The sequence below is a fragment of the Candidatus Poriferisodalis sp. genome (genome assembly GCF_965219595.1).
GTDB lineage: Bacteria > Actinomycetota > Acidimicrobiia > Acidimicrobiales > Poriferisodalaceae > Poriferisodalis.
The window spans coordinates 171,207-186,901 of record NZ_OZ244781.1 but is presented as its reverse complement, the minus strand read 5'-3'; the positions used below and the strand labels follow the sequence as shown (position 1 = coordinate 186,901).

The following is a 15,695-nucleotide window of genomic DNA, read 5'->3' as shown; positions in this document are numbered from 1 at the left end:
CGGCGCCGCAAGCACCGCCGAGCGCGCGCCGCTGCTGGAGATGCGCAGGGTGAACGCGCACTACGGGGCGGTGCACGCGCTGCGCGATGTCGACCTGTCGATCTACCAAGGCGAGCTGGTGTGCCTGCTGGGCGGCAACGCCAGCGGCAAGTCCACGACGCTCAAGACACTGCTCGGCATGCTGACACCCACCTCCGGCGAGGTCGTGCTCGACGGCGAGGTCGTGAACGACCGGCCGATCAGCTACCGGGTGGCCAGGGGCATCACCATGGTTCCCGAGAACCGGCGCCTGTTCAAGCGGCTCACGGTGCGCGAGAACCTCCAGCTCGGCGCCTATCTCCGCAAAGACAGCGACGGCATCGCTGCCGACATGGAGCATGTCTACGAGCTGTTTCCGCGCGTCAAGGAGCGGCTGGGTCAGAAGGCGGGCACGCTGTCGGGCGGTGAGCAGCAGATGGTGGCCATCGGCCGAGCGCTGATGTCCCAGCCTCGGGTGCTGCTGATGGACGAGCCCTCGATGGGCTTGGCACCGGCACTGGTGCAGCAGAACTTCGAGCTGATCGGCCAGATCCACGAGGCCGGCATGACGGTGTTCATGGTGGAGCAGAACGCCAACATGGCGCTCGGCATCGCCGACCGGGGCTGGGTGCTGCAGACGGGCCGCGTCGTGCTCGACGACACCGCCGAGGCGCTGCTGGCCAACCCAGCCCTGCGCACGTCCTACCTGGGCGGCGGCAAGCGCGACAGCGACGGCCGCTCTGGAGCAGACGACACCGCCGCCGGTTGACGCCGGACGGCCCAGCCCTTGAACGGCCCGGCCGCTCGGCTGGCTAGTTCTGCAGTGGCAGGACTGCGTTGGCGACGCCTTCGAGCTCTGCGAACCAATCGTCGGGCTCGCCCACCAGCACGGGCACGAACTTCGACGCGCCCACGTCAGTGAATCGCTGGATCTGGTCGCGCAAGCCGTCCCAGCCGGTCGGGATGATGTCGCCCGGGTCGGCATCGGGAGCGCGCCGTTCGAGGATGGCCTTGTAGCCGGGGCTGATCTCGCCGTGCGTGTAGGGGATGAGCACGCCGAAGTGCTCGGGGTCGATCCAGCGCTCGTGCTCGTCGGCGGCCTCGTTCACGATCTTCCAGCCGGCTGCGGCGATGTCGGGCGTGCAGAACGATGGCAGCCACCCGTCGCCGAAGCGCCCGCAGCGGCGCAGCTCCACCTCGGCTGCCCCGCCGAGCCAGATGTCCATCGGCTTCTGCGCAGGCTTCGGCAGCAGCGACACATCGTCGTAGTGGTACCAGTCGCCGTGATGGGTGACGGGCTCGTCCTCCCAGAAGCGCTTCAGCAGCGGCAGGGCTTCGTTGAACATCTTCGCCCGCTCGCGGCGCTCGACGCCGAAGGCCGCCTGCTCGTGCACATCGGCCACGCCCAGCCCGAACGCCGGCAGCAGCCGGCCGTCGGAGAGGCGGTCGAGGCTGGCCAGTTCCTTGGCGAGCACGGCGAGGTTGCGGCCGGGCAGCACCAGCACCGACATGCCGAACTTCATGCGCTTGGTGCGGCCTGCTGCGTAGGCGAGACCCACGATCGGGTCGGGGCATTCGCCGCCGAGCCGCTCGCTCAGCCACAACGAGTCGAAGCCGTTGTCCTCCAGCGCATCCACGAACGGGTCGAAGGTGGCGTGGTCGTTGGTGAAGCTGCGCGTGCCCAGCCCGAAGCCGATCCGGATCTTCATAGAGTCCACGCTAGGGCACCGCAGCCAGCTCGACCCGGGTGCCGCTGGGCCGGCCGGCGCGACGCGCGCCGCTGCGGGGTCGGCCCGGGTCGCGCTCGCGGTAGTGGCCTGCACGACACCTACCGCTGCGAGGTCGTCGCTGCTGTGTGACTGGCGCTTCGGCATGAACGGTGCTGCTGCGCGCCGTACCCTCGTGCGCTGATGGGCGAACACCGACCGCGATGAAGGACAGTCGATGAGTAAAACCGCAGCGAACGGGCAGATCGACCTGACCTCGCCATTCCGGCTCGACGGGCAGGTGTGCCTGGTGACCGGTGCGTCGAGCGGCTTCGGGGTGCGCTTCGCCCGGGTGTTCGCAGCGGCCGGCGCCAAGGTGGCGGTGGCCGCCCGCCGGGCCGACCGGCTGGAAGCGCTGGCGGCCGAGCTGCCCGACGCACTCGCCGTGCCGTGCGATGTGGGCGACGACGACGCCTGCCGAGACCTAGTGGCCCAGGTGGTGGACCGTTACGGCAAGGTCGACGTGCTGGTCAACAACGCCGGGGTGAGCGACGCCATCAATCCCGGCGAGCAGGCCGACGTGGAGAGCTTCCGGCATGTGGTCGACATCAACCTGAATGCGTGCTTCCTGCTGGCAGGGCTCGCAGCTGCCGACATCATCGGCCGGGAGGCCACGGGCAGCATCATCAACGTGGCCTCGGTGCACGGTCACGTGGCCTCGGCGCCCAACCTGCAGCCCGCGTACGCGGCGTCCAAAGCGGGCCTGGTGAACCTGACACGCGACCTTGCCGTGCAGTGGGCCACCCGGGGCGTGCGGGTCAACGCCCTGTGCCCCGGCTACTTCGAGACTGAGCTGACGGCACCGATGTTCGACGATGATCGCTCGATGGCGTGGATCAGCCGGAACGCCCCGATGCGGCGACCTGGGCACGAGCACGAGCTGGATGGTGCGCTGCTGTTCTTGGCCAGCGACGCCAGCAGCTACGTGACCGGCAGCTCGCTGATGGTGGACGGGGGCTGGACCGCCCGGTGAGTGCTGCCCGCCACCCCGATCCGCTTGTGCCTTGCGGGGGAGATTGGTGAGCCGGTCGGTCGCATCCAGGCTGCGCGTGGGCGCAGCCGCACTGGCTGCAGCGCTCGGCGGCGGCTGGTGGCTGGCATCGGGCCGCTGGCGGCGAACGTGGCGCGCCGATTCGTTGACCGGCATTGCCACCCGAGACGGGGCACTGCGCCACCTGCAGGCCGAGCTGGTGCGCTCGACGCGTACCGGCCGGATGGTCGGCGTGGCATTCTGCGACGTCGATGCCTTCAAGCAGGTCAACGATCAGCACGGCCACCTGGTAGGCGACCTGGTGCTCGTCACCGTGGCACAGTGCCTGCGCGACGCCGTGCGGCCGTCTGACGTGGTTGCCCGCGTCGGCGGCGACGAGTTCGTAGTGGTGTGCGGCGGGCTGCGCAGCGCAAGCGACATGGAGATCATCACCGGACGTCTGCACGCGTCGCTCACCCAGGCGCCTGCGCAGAGTGACACTGGCGACCCCTTGGCCGAGATGGGCGTCACCGTCAGCATCGGCAGCGCCACCGGACGCGGCGGCGAGGTCTCACCCGGCGCACTGCTCCACGCCGCCGACCGCTCGATGTACCGACAGAAGGGCTGGCGGTCCTAAGCGTTCGGTTCCGTTGTCGCGCTAGCCGAGTGCTGGTGTGCCTTCGAAGTTGCCCGGGTCGTCGGCTGTGGGCAGCACCGGGCGCGCCCGCCAGTCCATGGCCTCTTCGACGCCGTCGATCACGTCAGACCATTCGGCGGCGTTCCAGCCCTGGGCCGAGCCGAGCACGCTGGCGTCTTGGGCGAGGTGCACGAGGGCGGGCAGCCGTTCCAGGCCCAGCGATCGAACGAACTCGCGCTCGGGGTCGAGCAGCACGAGATGCTCGTCGGCAAAGCGGCCCAGGAAGCTGCGGGCGCCCTGCGCATCGCTGCACACCACGAATGCGCAGCGCACGTCGGCCTCCTCGTACACCAGGAACAGCCGCGATGCAGTGGGCAGGATCCAGCCGCTCTGGTGCGTGTAGGGGTCGATGACAACGCCCATGAGGTTGAACACCACCAGCCATTCGGCCAGCGTGTGAGTGTGGCCGGAGAGCGTCTCGAGCTTGATGTCGGTGGACGGCGCGTCAAGCACGGCAGGCAAACTAGCGCTCCCGGTGAGCGCGGCCACGGTTCATGCGCCGATGCGCCGGTTGTCAGATCGGCGGACGCAGCAGCTCGGCGGCCAGAGGGCAGTCGGCCCGTTGCCAGCCGGCAGCCGGCTCGATGCCGCCGGGCCCCACAACATGGCTGAACAGGCCGATCGGCACGATCTCCTCGTCGTATTCCCACGGCTCGTCGGCCACGGCGCTTGAAGCGGCCTCGAAGAGCGGCTGCGGCAGCGCCCGTCCCTGCCCGATGAGGCACCACACCTCCACCCCCGACACGTACCCGACCGCCGCAGCGGCATGGGAGCCGCCGGCTGCGATTACGGCTTCGGGCCCGGCGGCAGCAGCCTCCACCAGGATCACCTCAGCGGTTGAGCATGCAGCCGCCAAACCCGCCAGCGGCACGTCGGTCACCTCGCAACCGTCGCCCGCAAGCCGCCGAGCCAGGCCAGCGCCCTCGCCGTAGGCGTCGATGATGCGCACCTCGATGTCGGCGCGCCGCCCCAGTCCCTCAGCGGCAAGGTCGGGCCAGCCCAGCAGGCACACCGTGGCTCCCTCGGGCAGCGCGTCAGCGGCGCGGTCGGCAGTGGCATCGGCTCGCAGCTCGGCCGCGAACTCGCGTGCATCCCGGTACGGCTGGGCCGAGGCGCACACCACGGCCGCCATCGACCACAGCGCGCCGGCGACCGGGTACTTGTCGAGGATGCGGCGGCACACCGTGACCAGCTCCAGCGGGTCCGAGGCGAGCGCGCCCAATGCCGATGCAGCCTCGCGCACCAGCACATCCTGCGACAGGTCGCCCGCACGCGCCACATAGCGCAGGTGCTCCATCGGATGCACGCGCCGACGCTATCCCGTGCCCGGTCGTGTCTTCCCGCGTCGAGCCGTCGCGGCGGCGCTTCCGCGCACAGGATGAATCCGACGTCGCTGGCGTCGGTTCGTCAGGGTGCTCAGGCGCTCTGTGTCTGCAGCCGGCGCGCGATCACCTTCAGGCACAGCGTTTCGTCGGCGCCCTCGAAGATCGACAGCACCCGGGCGTCCACGAACAGCCGGCTCACCGTGTATTCCTCGGCGAAGCCGAACCCGCCGTGGAGCTGCTGCGCCTCGCGGGTCACCCACTCGGCGGCCTTGCACACATATGCCTTGATCATCGACGCCTCGAGCGCTCCGCCGCCCCGAGCCATCATGCGGGCCACCTCGTAGCTGTACTGGCGGGCGGCGGCGATGATCGCCGCCATACGGCCCAGCTTCGCCTGCGTCAGCTGGTAGTCGGCGATCGGCTGGCCGAACACCTTGCGCTCGTCGGCGTAGGTGCGGGCCTCGTCGTAGGCCGCCTGCATGACGCCAACGGCACGAGCCGCAGTCTGCAGCCGCCCGTTCTCGAAGCCGGCCATCTGCAGGTAGAAGCCCTGCCCGACGCCGTCGTCGCCGCCGATGAGGTTCTCTGCGGGCACGAACCAGTCGTCAAAGGCGATCTCGAAGCTGTGCATGCCCCGGTAGCCCAGCGTGGCGATGGCCCGCCCCTCGATGGTGCCGCCACGATCGTCGGTGAACTGGAAGTCGTGGCCCTCCGACTGGGGCTTGGGCACGATGAACAGGCTGAGGCCCCGGTGCGCTTTGCGCCGGTCAGGATCGGTGCGGGCCAGCAGCATCAGCACATCGGCCCGGCCGGCGAACGTGCACCACGTCTTGGTGCCCGAGATCAGCCAGCCGCCTTCGGTGGGCGATGCCGACACGACCAGGTTGGCCACGTCACTGCCGTAGTCGGGCTCGGTGACGGCGACCGCCACCATGGTTTCGCCGGTGGCGATCTGGGGGAACCAGTGCTTCTTCTGCTCCTCGGTGCCGCCCCGCTCCAGCGCCCGGGTGAGGATCTCGGGCCGGGTGATGAGCGAGCCGCCCGCGCCCAGCGATGCCCGCGACAGCTCCTCGGTGGCGATGACCATGCCGAGGTAGTCGCTCTCGGAGCCGGAGGCGAACCCGCCGTATTCCTCGGGCACCGAAAGGCCGAAGCAGCCCAGCTCGGCCAGCCCGCCGATGATGTCTTCGGGGATGTCGGTGTCGCCCCGGTGGATGTGCTCGGCAGCGGGGGCGATCTTGTCCTCGCCGAAGCGGCGGAAGGTCTCCGCCACGAGCTCGAAGTCTTCGTCGAGGTGGCTGGGTGCATCGAGGCCGGCCAGCGTGGCGATGTAGGGGGGATTGCGGTAGGCGGCTACGAAGTCGCGAGCGCCGTCGAGAGCACCGGGCTCGAGGCCCCACTGGGCCTCACGGGCGAACAGCCGGGCGTGGAACTCCCCGAGGGCGTCGGCGATGAAACCGCAGGCGAGGCGGGCCTCGGCGTCGCCCAGCGCACCCCATGCGACCAGCGAATCGCAGATGCGCAGCGCCGAGGCGGTGTGCGCCAGGTCGTACAGGAAGCACTGGTGGTCGTCGCCCATGCCGACCGCATGGCTGCACGCACGGCTCAACGCCGCGTTGCCCGCAGCGAGCGCATCCGCTGCGGCGGACATGTCCGGTTCAGTCACCGTGGCCTCGGCGTTCGCAGTCATGTCGTCCCCGTCGTCGTCACAGCCGCACAGGCTAAAGCCCGCTCCAGCGCGCGGCCCGGGCTACGACTCGGCTTGACCCGGTCAGCGGGGATGCTGCGCCGTACGATGACTCGGTCCACGCACCAGCACCACTGCTCCAGACCATTGCACGGAGGTTCCTGTGACCGTCCATGACCGCCCGTTCGGGCGCTACTTCGAGGACTTCGACATCGGCGACGTGTACCAGCACTGGCCGGGCAAGACCATCACCGAGGCAGACGATCACCTGTTCTGCATGATCACGATGAACCACCACCCGCTGCACACCAACGAGTGGTTCGCCCAGCACGAGACCGTGCACGGCAAGAACGTGGTGGTGGGCAATCTCGTGTACTCGCTGGTGCTGGGCATGAGCGTGCCCGACGTGAGCGGTGCGGCCATTGCGAACCTCGAGGTCGAGACGCTGACCCACTCCCGTCCGACGTTCCACGGCGACACGATCTACGCCGTCACCAAGGTGCTCGACAAGCGTGAGTCTGGCTCGCGGCCCGACCGGGGCGTGGTGACCGTGGAGACCCGGGCGTTCAACCAGCGCTCCGAAGAGGTGTGCTACTTCCGCCGCAAGGTCATGATCTGGAAGCGGGAAGCAGGGCCCGAGCGCCGCTTCCCCTACAGCGACGAGGCAGCCGTCGGCGAGGGCTGATCGCTTGCGCCACGCTGGGTCGGATGCGCGTAGCTCGCGCCACGCCGAACTGATCGGCTGGTGGGCGGCCGAGCGGCGAGATCTGCCGTGGCGGCGCACCCGCGACCCGTGGCTCGTGCTGGTCTCGGAGGTCATGCTGCAGCAGACCCAGGTGGAGCGGGTGCTGCCGTACTTCGAGACGTTTGCCGAGTGCTGGCCGATACCGGAGCAGTGCGCGGCAGCGAAGCTGGCCGAAGTGCTGGCTGTGTGGCAGGGACTGGGCTACCCCCGGCGCGCTCGCAACCTCTGGCGGACGGCGGCGATCATCAGCGAGCGCCACGGCGGCCGGGTGCCCGCCGATCTGGACGGCCTGCTGGCGCTGCCGGGCGTGGGTCCCTACACCGCTCGGGCAGTGCAAGCCTTCGCCTTCGGCATCGATACCGGCGTGGTCGATACCAACGTGGGTCGCATCCTGGCCCGCTGGCAGGGCCGTCGGCTGAGCCCCCGGGAGGCCCAGCGCATCGCCGATGAATTGGTGCCTGCGGGGGAGAGCTGGGCATGGAACCAGGCGATGATGGATCTCGGCGCACAGGTCTGCACCAAGCGAGATCCGAGCTGCGGCCAGTGCCCTGCACAGCGGTGGTGTGCGTGGGCGGTTGAGGTATTGGGCCCGGAGCCTTCGGGTCAACCAGATCCAGCCGACCGCAGCGCCGGGGTCAGTGCGCGGCAGGCACCGTTCGAAGGCAGCGACCGCCAGGCCAGGGGCCGCCTGCTCGCAGCGCTGTCAGGTGGTTCGCTCCCGACGGAACAGGCTGCCGCGGCGATGAGACTCGAGCACGACGAAGCACGCGCTCAACGTCTTGTCGAAGAACTGACCGCCGAGGGCTTGATCACCGCAGTCGGCGACCAACTCCGTCTCGGTTAACTCAGGCAGCCACGCTGTGCTGGTTGGGCTCGTAGCTCAAGCAGCTACGAGCTGTTCGATCAGCTCGTCGAAGGCCTTGTCAGCGATGGCGACCATCTCGTCGTCGGTGCGGTCCTGGATGGGATGCTCCACCCATACGGCCGCCGGGTCGAAGCCGAGCGCCTTGCCCTGTACCTCGGCCCCGTCGACGAACTGGACGGTGGCGACGAACACCGACGGGATGCCGCGGCGTTCCAGATCAGCGATGTCGTGCACACTGCACGACGTGCAGCTGCCTCAATCGGCTAGCGCTTCGATCACCACGTCGCACTTGGTGGCGATCTCGTGGCGCAGGTCGACCGGGGCCGGCTTGGTGAACGTGGGCTTGGAGTAGCGCTCGACGCGCAGGCCCCGCTCGGTCAGCCGTTCCTCGAGCCGGTTCAGGAAGCGGTCGCCGCGGGGCTTGCTGATGTCCAGCAGGCCCACGGTGAGGCCGTCCAGCGAATCGGGCCGGGTGACCCGCTCACGATGGGCGGGTGCCGCTTCGTTGGTCGGGTCCAAGACGACAGTGCTCATGTGGTCCCCCCTGTGTTGGATCCGGTGGGCACGTCCTGATCGACTGTAGCCGCCCCGGGCCCAAGCGGCCCGTGAGCGGAGCGAACAAGAGCGGGAAACGCAGGCCCGAGCGGCCCGTGAGCGGAGCGAACAAGAGCGGGAAACGCAGGCCCAAGCGGCCCGCGAGCTTGGCCTTGCTATCGCCAGGAATCGATCTCGACGCAGACGGGCTGAGCGCCGACCTCGCCGTTCACCCAGCCGCCGATGACCGCCGAGAAGAGCCCCGCACCGCCGCCGCAGTGCACCAGGTGCAGGCCTCCCTCACGGAACTTCGGCAGGTCCGCCTCGGCGAGGAACTCCGGCACGCCCTCGGCGATGCCGCCAGCGCCGCGCACCAGCTCGGAGCCTGACCGGGTAGTCAGCTCGTTGATGCGCTCGGCAGTCTGCTGGCGTGTCCAGCCACTGTCGATGAACACGCGGGAATGGTCGGGCGCCACCGCGAGGATCGCATCGAAACCCAGCACCAGCTTCGGGTGGTGGATCGCATTCAGCGTGGCTGCCATGGTGCGCGCCAGCGACTCGGGATCACGAGAGAGCTGGTCGACCACGGAGCGAGGCCCTTCGCCGGGGAAGGCTGTCACGGTGTTGGTGCCGGCCTCGAAGCCGAAGTCGGTGCACAGCGGGTCCCAGCCTGCGCCGGTGGCTGCCTCGGCCCCTTCGATCTCGGCAAAGCAGAAGCCCACCTTGCCGGGCTGGCCGAGCGCCGCCCGGTCCACTTCGCCGGGACGCCCGCCGCCCACGTTGCGCACGATGAGCTGCACCGCCCGCCCGATCGTGCTGTTGGCCCGGTTGCCCTGGCCGAACACGTTGATCCCGTTGTTCATGCCGATCTGGCGGGCGATCGGCCCGTTCACGATGAACACAGGCCCGACCGGCATAGTGGTGGCCAGCATTCCGTGCATGTTGAACGTGTCATTGCACACGGCGGTCAGGCCAGCCAGCACCACCGGGAAGTACTCGGGCCGGCAGCCGGCCATCACGGCGTTGACCGCGGCCTTCTCGACCGTGCAGTCGGCGAGATCGGGTGCGACATTGGCCACCACCTCGTCGGCTGCACGCGACGTGCCTGCCAGCATCGCTGCGACTCGCTCAGCTGTGGGTGGAACCAGCGGCAAACCGTCCGACCAGCCCCGGTCGAACATCGCCTCGTGGGCGTCTTCCTGACTGCCGAATTCGACCCGACGAGCGCTCAGGCCCGAGCTGCCGAAGCGGGCCTCCAAGGCGTCGACGTGAGCTGGGTCGACCGAGAGCGAACCGCAGCCGGGCCGGTGTTCGGGCAGGCCGTCGCCCAGGCTGCCGAGCCCGGTGAATGATTCCCATTCGAGTCGGGACCACCCCACGATGCGGCCGGCCTCGCCGCCGTCGGCGAACCGCATCAGCGTCGGCACCGTCTCGATGTCGTGATGCCACGAAAAGCCAAGGTCGTCGTCGTGCAACCGGGCTGAGACCGCCTCGGGGAAGGCGGGGTCATCCTGGGTGAACACGGTCAGCGAGCCCCGGGCCTCGATGTCCGCGAGCACCGGCTCGATCAGCTCGCACGTCGGACAGTCCCGTTTCACCACGGCGACCAAGCCGTTCCGCGGCACCTTCGCTGCCGCGTCGTCGGCCGTGTTCCCGTCAGCGCTCGAAGCCATAGCCGGAGGCTATATGTGGCTCGCCGGGGGCGGCCCGGGCGAGGTTCGGCTGTCTAGGGTTGGCGCCGTGACTGACTCGAGCGACCAGCCCTCCATCGACAGCAGGCTCTTCCGGGATGTGCTGGGGCACTTTCCGACGGGCGTCACCGCCGTCACCGCCGTGAACGAGGGTCGGCCGGTCGGCATGGCCATCGGCTCGTTCACCTCGGTGTCGCTCGACCCGCCGCTCGTCGCGTTTCTGCCCACCAAGGACTCGACGACGTGGAACGACATCCGTGCCGCGGGCAGCTTCTGCGTGAACATCATGGCCCAGGACCAGATGGCCACCTGTGGCGTGATGGCCAGCCGGGCCGACGACAAGTTCGCCGATGTCGGGTGGCGGCCCGGGCCCACCGGTGCGCCGATCATCGAGGGCTCGATCGGTTACATCGACTGCACCATCGAAGCCGTGCACGACGGCGGCGATCACGACATCGTCGTGGGGCGCGTCGTCGAGCTCGAAGTGCTCGATGCTAAGGACCCCCTGCTGTTCTGGAAGGGTGGCTACGGCACCTTCGCGTGACGGCCGGCTGATAGGCGGGCAGGGGTGATCAGCGCCGTCGTCTGCACCGCACTAGGTGTGCTGCTCCGGTGATCAGCGCCATCGCCCGCGTCGCGCTCGGCGTGCTGTTCCTGGTGTCGGGCGCGCTGAAGCTGCGCGACCCGTCATGGCCGGGCGCCGCCCGTGCAATGGGCGCACCCCGTTGGACCGTTCCGTTCATCGCTCCGGTCGAGATCGTGCTGGGGGCGGGGTTGGCGGCGGGAGTTGCCGAGCCATGGCCGGCGTGGCTGGCGCTCGGGCTGCTGGTTGTGTTCACCGCAGCCTTGGCGCGGGTGCTGCAGCGCCCGCGTGACGAGCGCCCCGCCTGCGCGTGCTTCGGCCGCTGGTCCTCCAAACCCGTCGGCGCCGGTTCGCTGCTGCGCAACGGCCTGCTGGCCGCACTCGCTGTGCTTGCGCTGATCTAGGCCGTCTCTGCCACCCGTGCTGTCTGCGCGTGGCTTACGCCACCCGTGCTGTCTGCGCGTGGCTTACGCCACGCCGAGCACATCACAGATGAACGCCAGGATGAACGCCTCATCGCGCCAGGCGTCGTAGCGGCCTGAGGGTCCGCCGTGGCCGGCGCCCATCTCGGTGCGCAACAGGATCGGCTCCGTCGAAGTGGTCCTCGCCCGCAGTTTGGCCACCCACTTGGCAGGCTCCCAGTACTGCACCCGCGGATCAGTCAGCCCAGCGGTGACCAGCAGAGCTGGGTGGTCGGCCGGCTCGACATTCTCGTAGGGCGCATATGACCGGATCGTCTCGAACGCCGCCGGGTCGGTCGGGTCGCCCCACTCGTCGTACTCGGTGACAGTCAAGGGGATGGCCGGGTCGAGCATCGTGTTCAACACGTCGACGAAGGGCACCTCGGCTACCACCCCGCAGAACAGCTCCGGGTGGCGGTTCACCATCGCCCCCATGAGCAGGCCGCCGGCGCTGCCGCCCCGGGCGCAGATCCGGTGGGGGTTCGCCCATCGGGCCGCAGCCAAGTGTCGGGCGCAGGCCGCGAAGTCGTCGAAGGTGTTTTGCTTGTTGGCGAGCTTGCCGCCCTCGTACCAGGCCCGTCCCAACTCGCCGCCGCCGCGCACGTGGGCCATGGCGAACAGCACGCCCCGATCCAGCAGCGACAGCCGGGCCGTCGAGAACGACGCCGGCATGCCGATCTCGTAGGCCCCGTAGCCGTAGAGCAGGCAGGGCGCTGGCCAGCTCACTGCGCTGGGCTTCCACACCAGGCTGATCGGCACCGCCGTGCCGTCGGGCGCCGTGGCGGTGATGCGCTCGGTGGTGTACGCCGTCAGGTCGACATCGCCGAGCACCGGCAGCTGGTCGAGCAGTTCTCGCTCGCCGCTGTCTAAGTCGAGCTCGAAGATCGACGGCGGCGTCACCATCGACGTGTAGCCGAATCGGTAGCGGCGGGTGTCGAATTCGGCATTCGCCCCGCCGCCCGCCTCATAGACCGGCTCCGGCATCTCGATCTCGAACGCAGTGCCAAGCTCGCCCGCTGCAGCGTCGCGTGTGTCGTGCACCCTCAGGGTGGTCAGCCCGTCCTGCCGGTCGTGAACGACGACGAAGTCGCCGAAGCAGTCCACGTCGTCGAGCCGGATGCCGGGCCGGTCGCCGATGAGCTCGCTCCACGTGCTGCCGTCGTCGGGGCCATCACCGCTAGCAGGGTTGCTGCTTTCGCCGGGGCCATCGCCGTTGGCTGGGGCGTCGCCTTCGCTCGGCACCGGCGCTTCGACCAGGCGGAAGTCCTGCGCGCCGTCGTTGGTGACGATCAGCAGCCGGTCGCCCTGGTGGTCGACGCCGTACTCGATGCCCTCACCGCGTGCCCGCACTACCAGCGGCTCAGCATCGGGCCGGTCGGCATCCACCAAGCGGTGCTCGGAGGTGATCTTCGACTGCGAGCCGATCACCACGAACCGCTCGCTGCGGGTGGCCCCGACGCCCACCCAGAACCGCTCGTCGTCCTCCCGGTAGGCCTCGACGTCACCGGCGGGGTCGGTGCCTACGGCATGGCGGATGACCCGGTTTGGGCGCTGGGCGTCGTCGGTGCGCACGGCGAACAGCGTCGAGTTGTCGTTGGCCCACACCAGCCCGTAGCTGAGTTCGGCGAGTCCGCACCCCGCTGCGGGCACGTCGGGGCCGTCCAGCACCTCACCGGTCGCGATGTCGACCACCGTCAGCGTGTACTTCTCGTCGCCCTCGGTGTCGGTGGTGTAGGCGAGCAGGCGGTGATCGGGGCTGACGGCCAGGTCGCCGACGGCGAAGTACTCGTGGCCCTCGGCCAACTCGTTCTCGTCGAGCAGCACCACCTCGTCATCGTCGGTGCCGCCCCGGGGGCGCCTCACATGGATGACGTACTGCAACCCCTCCACGGTGCGAGCCCGGTATTCCCAGTCGTCCTTCGGCGTCGGCAACGACTGGTGGGTCTCCTTGGTGCGAGCCTTGATCTCGCCGAAGATCTGCTCCCGAAGATCCGCCAGGTGGACAGTCGCGGCTTCCGTATAGGCATTCTCGGCCTCGAGGTACTCCCGCACCGAGGGGTCGTCCCGGTCGCGCAGCCAGTGCCAGGGGTCGTCGGTCTCAGTGCCGTGAATGCGCCGCACGTGCGGCCGCTGCGGTGCCACCGGAGCCTGCGTCATGGAGCCCGCACCGTACCGCCCGAGCTGCGTCGATCACTCCGTCAATTCGGAGGCTGACCACTAGCGTGGCGGCGTGCCGATATATGCGCTTGGCGACCATGTGCCCGACATCCACCCCGATGCCTTCGTGATGCCCGAGGCGATCATCATCGGGCGGGTGACGATCGGCCCGGAGGCGTCCATCTGGTCGGGCGCGGTGCTGCGTGGCGATGACAACGACATCGTCGTGGGGGCCGGCAGTTCGGTGCAGGACAATGCCGTGCTGCACGTCACAGAGGAATGGTCAACCACCGTGGGGGAGCGCTGCACCATCGGCCACCTGGCGCACATCGAGGGCGGTGTGGTGCACGACGAGGCCCTGGTGGGCACCGGCGCAATCGTGCTGCACGACGCCGAGATCGGCGAGCGAGCGCTGGTCGGTGCCGGCGCCGTGGTGCCAGGCGGCATGAAAGTCCCGCCGGGCACCATCGCAGTGGGCACACCCGCCAAGATCCGCGAGGGCGTCGACACCGCCCCGCTCATCCTGCCCGGCGTGCAGAACTACCTCGACCGCCGAGTCCGCTACATGGGCGAACTCCGCCGCCTCGACTGACCGGCCCTTAGCTGGAGGATTTGTCGCTGGCCGCCGGCAGCGTCTCGCATTCGCCTACGTGCGCATTCGCCGAGTTTCGCTCCATTGCCTCAATCCAGTCGGACCAGTCTTCGGTGGGTCCCCAATCGGCAATGAGTGCGAGCGATGCCTCGGCCGCAGTCACAGGCTGCGTCGTGTATCGCTGGGCCTCCTGCACGGAAGTGGGCCGAGCAAGTCGCCGGTCCGATGTTTCACGCATCAATCCGGTTCGCAGACCCTCAGTCGGCCGTTGCGAGCCCGGCGCCGGGCGCTGCGGCAGCGGCCTCAGCGGGCATACCGATGCCGAGGAAGCCCTCGATGCGTGCGAGCCGTTCTTTGACGTCGGTCACGTCGGCGCGCAGCTCGGCGATCTCTCCCTTGAGCTCCTTGCGCAGGTTGTTGATGGAGCGTTGCTGGTGCCAGATGAGTGCCACGATGCCGACGACCAATGTGACGAATTGTGCAATGTCCATCGCACTCACGCTCCCCACGTCCTAGAAGTTACCACGGCACCATATTCGGCATTGCCGGGCGAAGCACGAGAATTAATAGAACATACTGAAATCTCTAACACCCCAGAGTCGAGTGCTGGCATCCCAGGGCTGCCCTCGGCGCTGCCAATCCGGCGGCGGTAGCGTCACGGCCCATGAGCATGGGAAGCATCGACTTGGGACGCATCGGCATCTGGACGGGGGTGCTCGACGCACTGCCGTCCGCGCAGGGCGTGGAGTTCGTGGCCGAAGCCGAGGAGCTGGGCTACGGGGCGTTCTGGATCCCCGAGGCCGTCGGGCGTGACCCGTTCGTGGCCGCCGCCCGGCTGCTGGAGGGCACCAGCACGATCAAGATCGCCACTGGCATCGCCAACATCTACGCCCGCGACCCCATGACCATGGCCAACACGCTGCGCACCATCGACGAAGCCCACCCGGGACGGTTCCTGCTGGGCCTCGGTGTGAGCCATCACCACCTGGTGGAGTACATCCGCAAGCACGACTACTCCAAACCGCTCAGCTACATGCGCGAGTACCTCGAGCGCATGGGCAAGGCCCGATTCATGGCCCATGGCCCCCAGGAGCTGCCCGAGATCGTGCTGGCTGCGCTCGGCCCGAAGATGCTAAAGCTGTCGGCCACCGCAACTGCCGGCGCCCACCCCTATTTCGTACCGCCCGAGCACACGGCAGTGGCCCGCGACACCATGGGCCCCGACGCGGCGCTGTATCCCGAGCAGATGGCCATTCTCGACACGAATGCCGACTCGGCCCGTGCGCTGGCCCGCAAGAACATGGCCATCTATCTGGGTCTGCCGAACTACGCCAACAACCTGCTGCGGCTGGGCTTCACACAAGCCGACATCGACGGCGGCCCCGACGGGGGACCGTCCGACAAGCTGGTCGACGCCATCGTGGCTTGGGGCACCGAAGACGACGTCAAGGCCCGTGTGGACGCCCACTTCGACGCCGGCGCCGACCACGTCTGTGTGCAGGTTCTGGCCGACGACCCCCCAGCCGCATTCGACGGCTGGCGCCGCCTCGCCCCCGTCTTGATCAGCTGACCGCTCCGCGCCGCGCCCTGCACTCGGACCCCGA

General features: G+C 69.0%; 18 protein-coding genes. 9 read left to right on the top strand and 9 right to left on the bottom strand.

Annotated features, from left to right (window positions below):
* Positions 1 to 40 precede the first annotated feature (40 nt).
* A complete protein-coding gene (locus ACOQPE_RS00780) occupies positions 41 to 787 on the top strand; it encodes an ABC transporter ATP-binding protein (protein ID WP_420611330.1) in 747 nt (248 codons plus the stop codon).
* Between the two features lie 43 nt (positions 788 to 830).
* On the opposite strand, the gene ACOQPE_RS00775 is transcribed toward ACOQPE_RS00780, so the two are convergent.
* Positions 831 to 1,727 carry an LLM class flavin-dependent oxidoreductase gene (locus ACOQPE_RS00775; RefSeq protein WP_420610046.1) on the bottom strand — a complete coding sequence of 299 codons (897 nt, stop codon included), beginning with the start codon at positions 1,725 to 1,727 and terminating at the stop codon, positions 831 to 833.
* 235 nt (positions 1,728 to 1,962) lie between these two features.
* On the opposite strand from ACOQPE_RS00775, the gene ACOQPE_RS00770 reads away from it, so the two are divergent.
* Together ACOQPE_RS00770 and ACOQPE_RS00765 are read left to right on the top strand one after the other, a co-directional pair.
* The gene (locus tag ACOQPE_RS00770; RefSeq protein ID WP_420610045.1) at positions 1,963 to 2,757 is read left to right on the top strand and encodes an SDR family NAD(P)-dependent oxidoreductase; all 795 of its coding nucleotides are present in this window, start codon (positions 1,963 to 1,965) and stop codon (positions 2,755 to 2,757) included.
* A gap of 76 nt (positions 2,758 to 2,833) precedes the next feature.
* Positions 2,834 to 3,391: a GGDEF domain-containing protein gene (locus tag ACOQPE_RS00765; protein WP_420610044.1), complete on the top strand. Its 558-nt coding sequence runs from the start codon at positions 2,834 to 2,836 to the stop codon at positions 3,389 to 3,391.
* Positions 3,392 to 3,412: 21 nt separating this feature from the next.
* On the opposite strand, the gene ACOQPE_RS00760 is transcribed toward ACOQPE_RS00765, so the two are convergent.
* The 3 genes from ACOQPE_RS00760 to ACOQPE_RS00750 form a co-directional block, all read right to left on the bottom strand.
* Positions 3,413 to 3,904, bottom strand: a complete 492-nt coding sequence (locus ACOQPE_RS00760) for a hypothetical protein (RefSeq protein WP_419916289.1) — start codon at positions 3,902 to 3,904, stop codon at positions 3,413 to 3,415.
* A 61-nt stretch (positions 3,905 to 3,965) separates the two neighbouring features.
* Positions 3,966 to 4,757: a hypothetical protein gene (locus ACOQPE_RS00755; RefSeq protein WP_420610043.1), complete on the bottom strand. Its 792-nt coding sequence runs from the start codon at positions 4,755 to 4,757 to the stop codon at positions 3,966 to 3,968.
* A 110-nt stretch (positions 4,758 to 4,867) separates the two neighbouring features.
* Positions 4,868 to 6,466, bottom strand: a complete 1,599-nt coding sequence (locus ACOQPE_RS00750) for an acyl-CoA dehydrogenase family protein (RefSeq protein ID WP_420610042.1) — start codon at positions 6,464 to 6,466, stop codon at positions 4,868 to 4,870.
* Between the two features lie 160 nt (positions 6,467 to 6,626).
* Here ACOQPE_RS00750 and ACOQPE_RS00745 point away from each other — a divergent pair, with 160 nt between their 5' ends.
* A complete protein-coding gene (locus ACOQPE_RS00745; protein WP_420610041.1) occupies positions 6,627 to 7,148 on the top strand; it encodes a MaoC family dehydratase in 522 nt (173 codons plus the stop codon).
* A gap of 4 nt (positions 7,149 to 7,152) precedes the next feature.
* Positions 7,153 to 8,052, top strand: coding sequence for an A/G-specific adenine glycosylase (locus tag ACOQPE_RS00740; protein WP_420610040.1), 900 nt, complete (start codon positions 7,153 to 7,155; stop codon positions 8,050 to 8,052).
* A gap of 36 nt (positions 8,053 to 8,088) precedes the next feature.
* Here the strand turns inward: ACOQPE_RS00740 and ACOQPE_RS00735 are convergent, their stop codons facing one another.
* Positions 8,089 to 8,607, bottom strand: a complete 519-nt coding sequence (locus ACOQPE_RS00735; protein WP_323672043.1) for a UGSC family (seleno)protein — start codon at positions 8,605 to 8,607, stop codon at positions 8,089 to 8,091.
* Between the two features lie 176 nt (positions 8,608 to 8,783).
* Positions 8,784 to 10,280, bottom strand: a complete 1,497-nt coding sequence (locus tag ACOQPE_RS00730) for a thioredoxin family protein (protein ID WP_420610039.1) — start codon at positions 10,278 to 10,280, stop codon at positions 8,784 to 8,786.
* Positions 10,281 to 10,347: 67 nt separating this feature from the next.
* On the opposite strand from ACOQPE_RS00730, the gene ACOQPE_RS00725 reads away from it, so the two are divergent.
* On the top strand, positions 10,348 to 10,842 hold the full coding sequence (locus tag ACOQPE_RS00725) for a flavin reductase family protein (RefSeq protein ID WP_420610038.1): 495 nt from the start codon (positions 10,348 to 10,350) through the stop codon (positions 10,840 to 10,842).
* A gap of 68 nt (positions 10,843 to 10,910) precedes the next feature.
* A complete protein-coding gene (locus tag ACOQPE_RS00720; protein WP_420610037.1) occupies positions 10,911 to 11,285 on the top strand; it encodes a MauE/DoxX family redox-associated membrane protein in 375 nt (124 codons plus the stop codon).
* Positions 11,286 to 11,348: 63 nt separating this feature from the next.
* On the opposite strand, the gene ACOQPE_RS00715 is transcribed toward ACOQPE_RS00720, so the two are convergent.
* A complete protein-coding gene (locus tag ACOQPE_RS00715; RefSeq protein ID WP_420610036.1) occupies positions 11,349 to 13,499 on the bottom strand; it encodes a S9 family peptidase in 2,151 nt (716 codons plus the stop codon).
* A 73-nt stretch (positions 13,500 to 13,572) separates the two neighbouring features.
* Between ACOQPE_RS00715 and ACOQPE_RS00710 the strand changes: the two genes are divergently transcribed.
* Entirely contained in the window at positions 13,573 to 14,091 is a 519-nt protein-coding gene (locus tag ACOQPE_RS00710) for a gamma carbonic anhydrase family protein (RefSeq protein WP_419916279.1), read from the top strand.
* Between the two features lie 7 nt (positions 14,092 to 14,098).
* Here the strand turns inward: ACOQPE_RS00710 and ACOQPE_RS00705 are convergent, their stop codons facing one another.
* Positions 14,099 to 14,329, bottom strand: a complete 231-nt coding sequence (locus tag ACOQPE_RS00705) for a hypothetical protein (RefSeq protein WP_420610035.1) — start codon at positions 14,327 to 14,329, stop codon at positions 14,099 to 14,101.
* A 19-nt stretch (positions 14,330 to 14,348) separates the two neighbouring features.
* Positions 14,349 to 14,582 (bottom strand): hypothetical protein, encoded by a 234-nt coding sequence (locus tag ACOQPE_RS00700; RefSeq protein WP_419855726.1) that lies wholly within the window; start codon positions 14,580 to 14,582, stop codon positions 14,349 to 14,351.
* A gap of 173 nt (positions 14,583 to 14,755) precedes the next feature.
* On the opposite strand from ACOQPE_RS00700, the gene ACOQPE_RS00695 reads away from it, so the two are divergent.
* Positions 14,756 to 15,661, top strand: coding sequence for an LLM class F420-dependent oxidoreductase (locus ACOQPE_RS00695; RefSeq protein ID WP_420610034.1), 906 nt, complete (start codon positions 14,756 to 14,758; stop codon positions 15,659 to 15,661).
* Positions 15,662 to 15,695: the final 34 nt, after the last annotated feature.

Excerpts from the sequence above, each read along its gene's own strand:
- ACOQPE_RS00705 (WP_420610035.1), bottom strand. The coding sequence starts at position 14,329 with ATGCGTGAAACATCGGACCGGCGACTTGCTCGGCCCACTTCCGTGCAG.
- ACOQPE_RS00715 (WP_420610036.1), bottom strand. The coding sequence starts at position 13,499 with ATGACGCAGGCTCCGGTGGCACCGCAGCGGCCGCACGTGCGGCGCATT.
- ACOQPE_RS00770 (WP_420610045.1), top strand. The coding sequence starts at position 1,963 with ATGAGTAAAACCGCAGCGAACGGGCAGATCGACCTGACCTCGCCATTC.
- ACOQPE_RS00780 (WP_420611330.1), top strand. The coding sequence starts at position 41 with ATGCGCAGGGTGAACGCGCACTACGGGGCGGTGCACGCGCTGCGCGAT.
- ACOQPE_RS00775 (WP_420610046.1), bottom strand. The coding sequence starts at position 1,727 with ATGAAGATCCGGATCGGCTTCGGGCTGGGCACGCGCAGCTTCACCAAC.
- ACOQPE_RS00695 (WP_420610034.1), top strand. The coding sequence starts at position 14,756 with ATGAGCATGGGAAGCATCGACTTGGGACGCATCGGCATCTGGACGGGG.
- ACOQPE_RS00730 (WP_420610039.1), bottom strand. The coding sequence starts at position 10,280 with ATGGCTTCGAGCGCTGACGGGAACACGGCCGACGACGCGGCAGCGAAG.
- ACOQPE_RS00700 (WP_419855726.1), bottom strand. The coding sequence starts at position 14,582 with ATGGACATTGCACAATTCGTCACATTGGTCGTCGGCATCGTGGCACTC.
- ACOQPE_RS00750 (WP_420610042.1), bottom strand. The coding sequence starts at position 6,466 with ATGACTGCGAACGCCGAGGCCACGGTGACTGAACCGGACATGTCCGCC.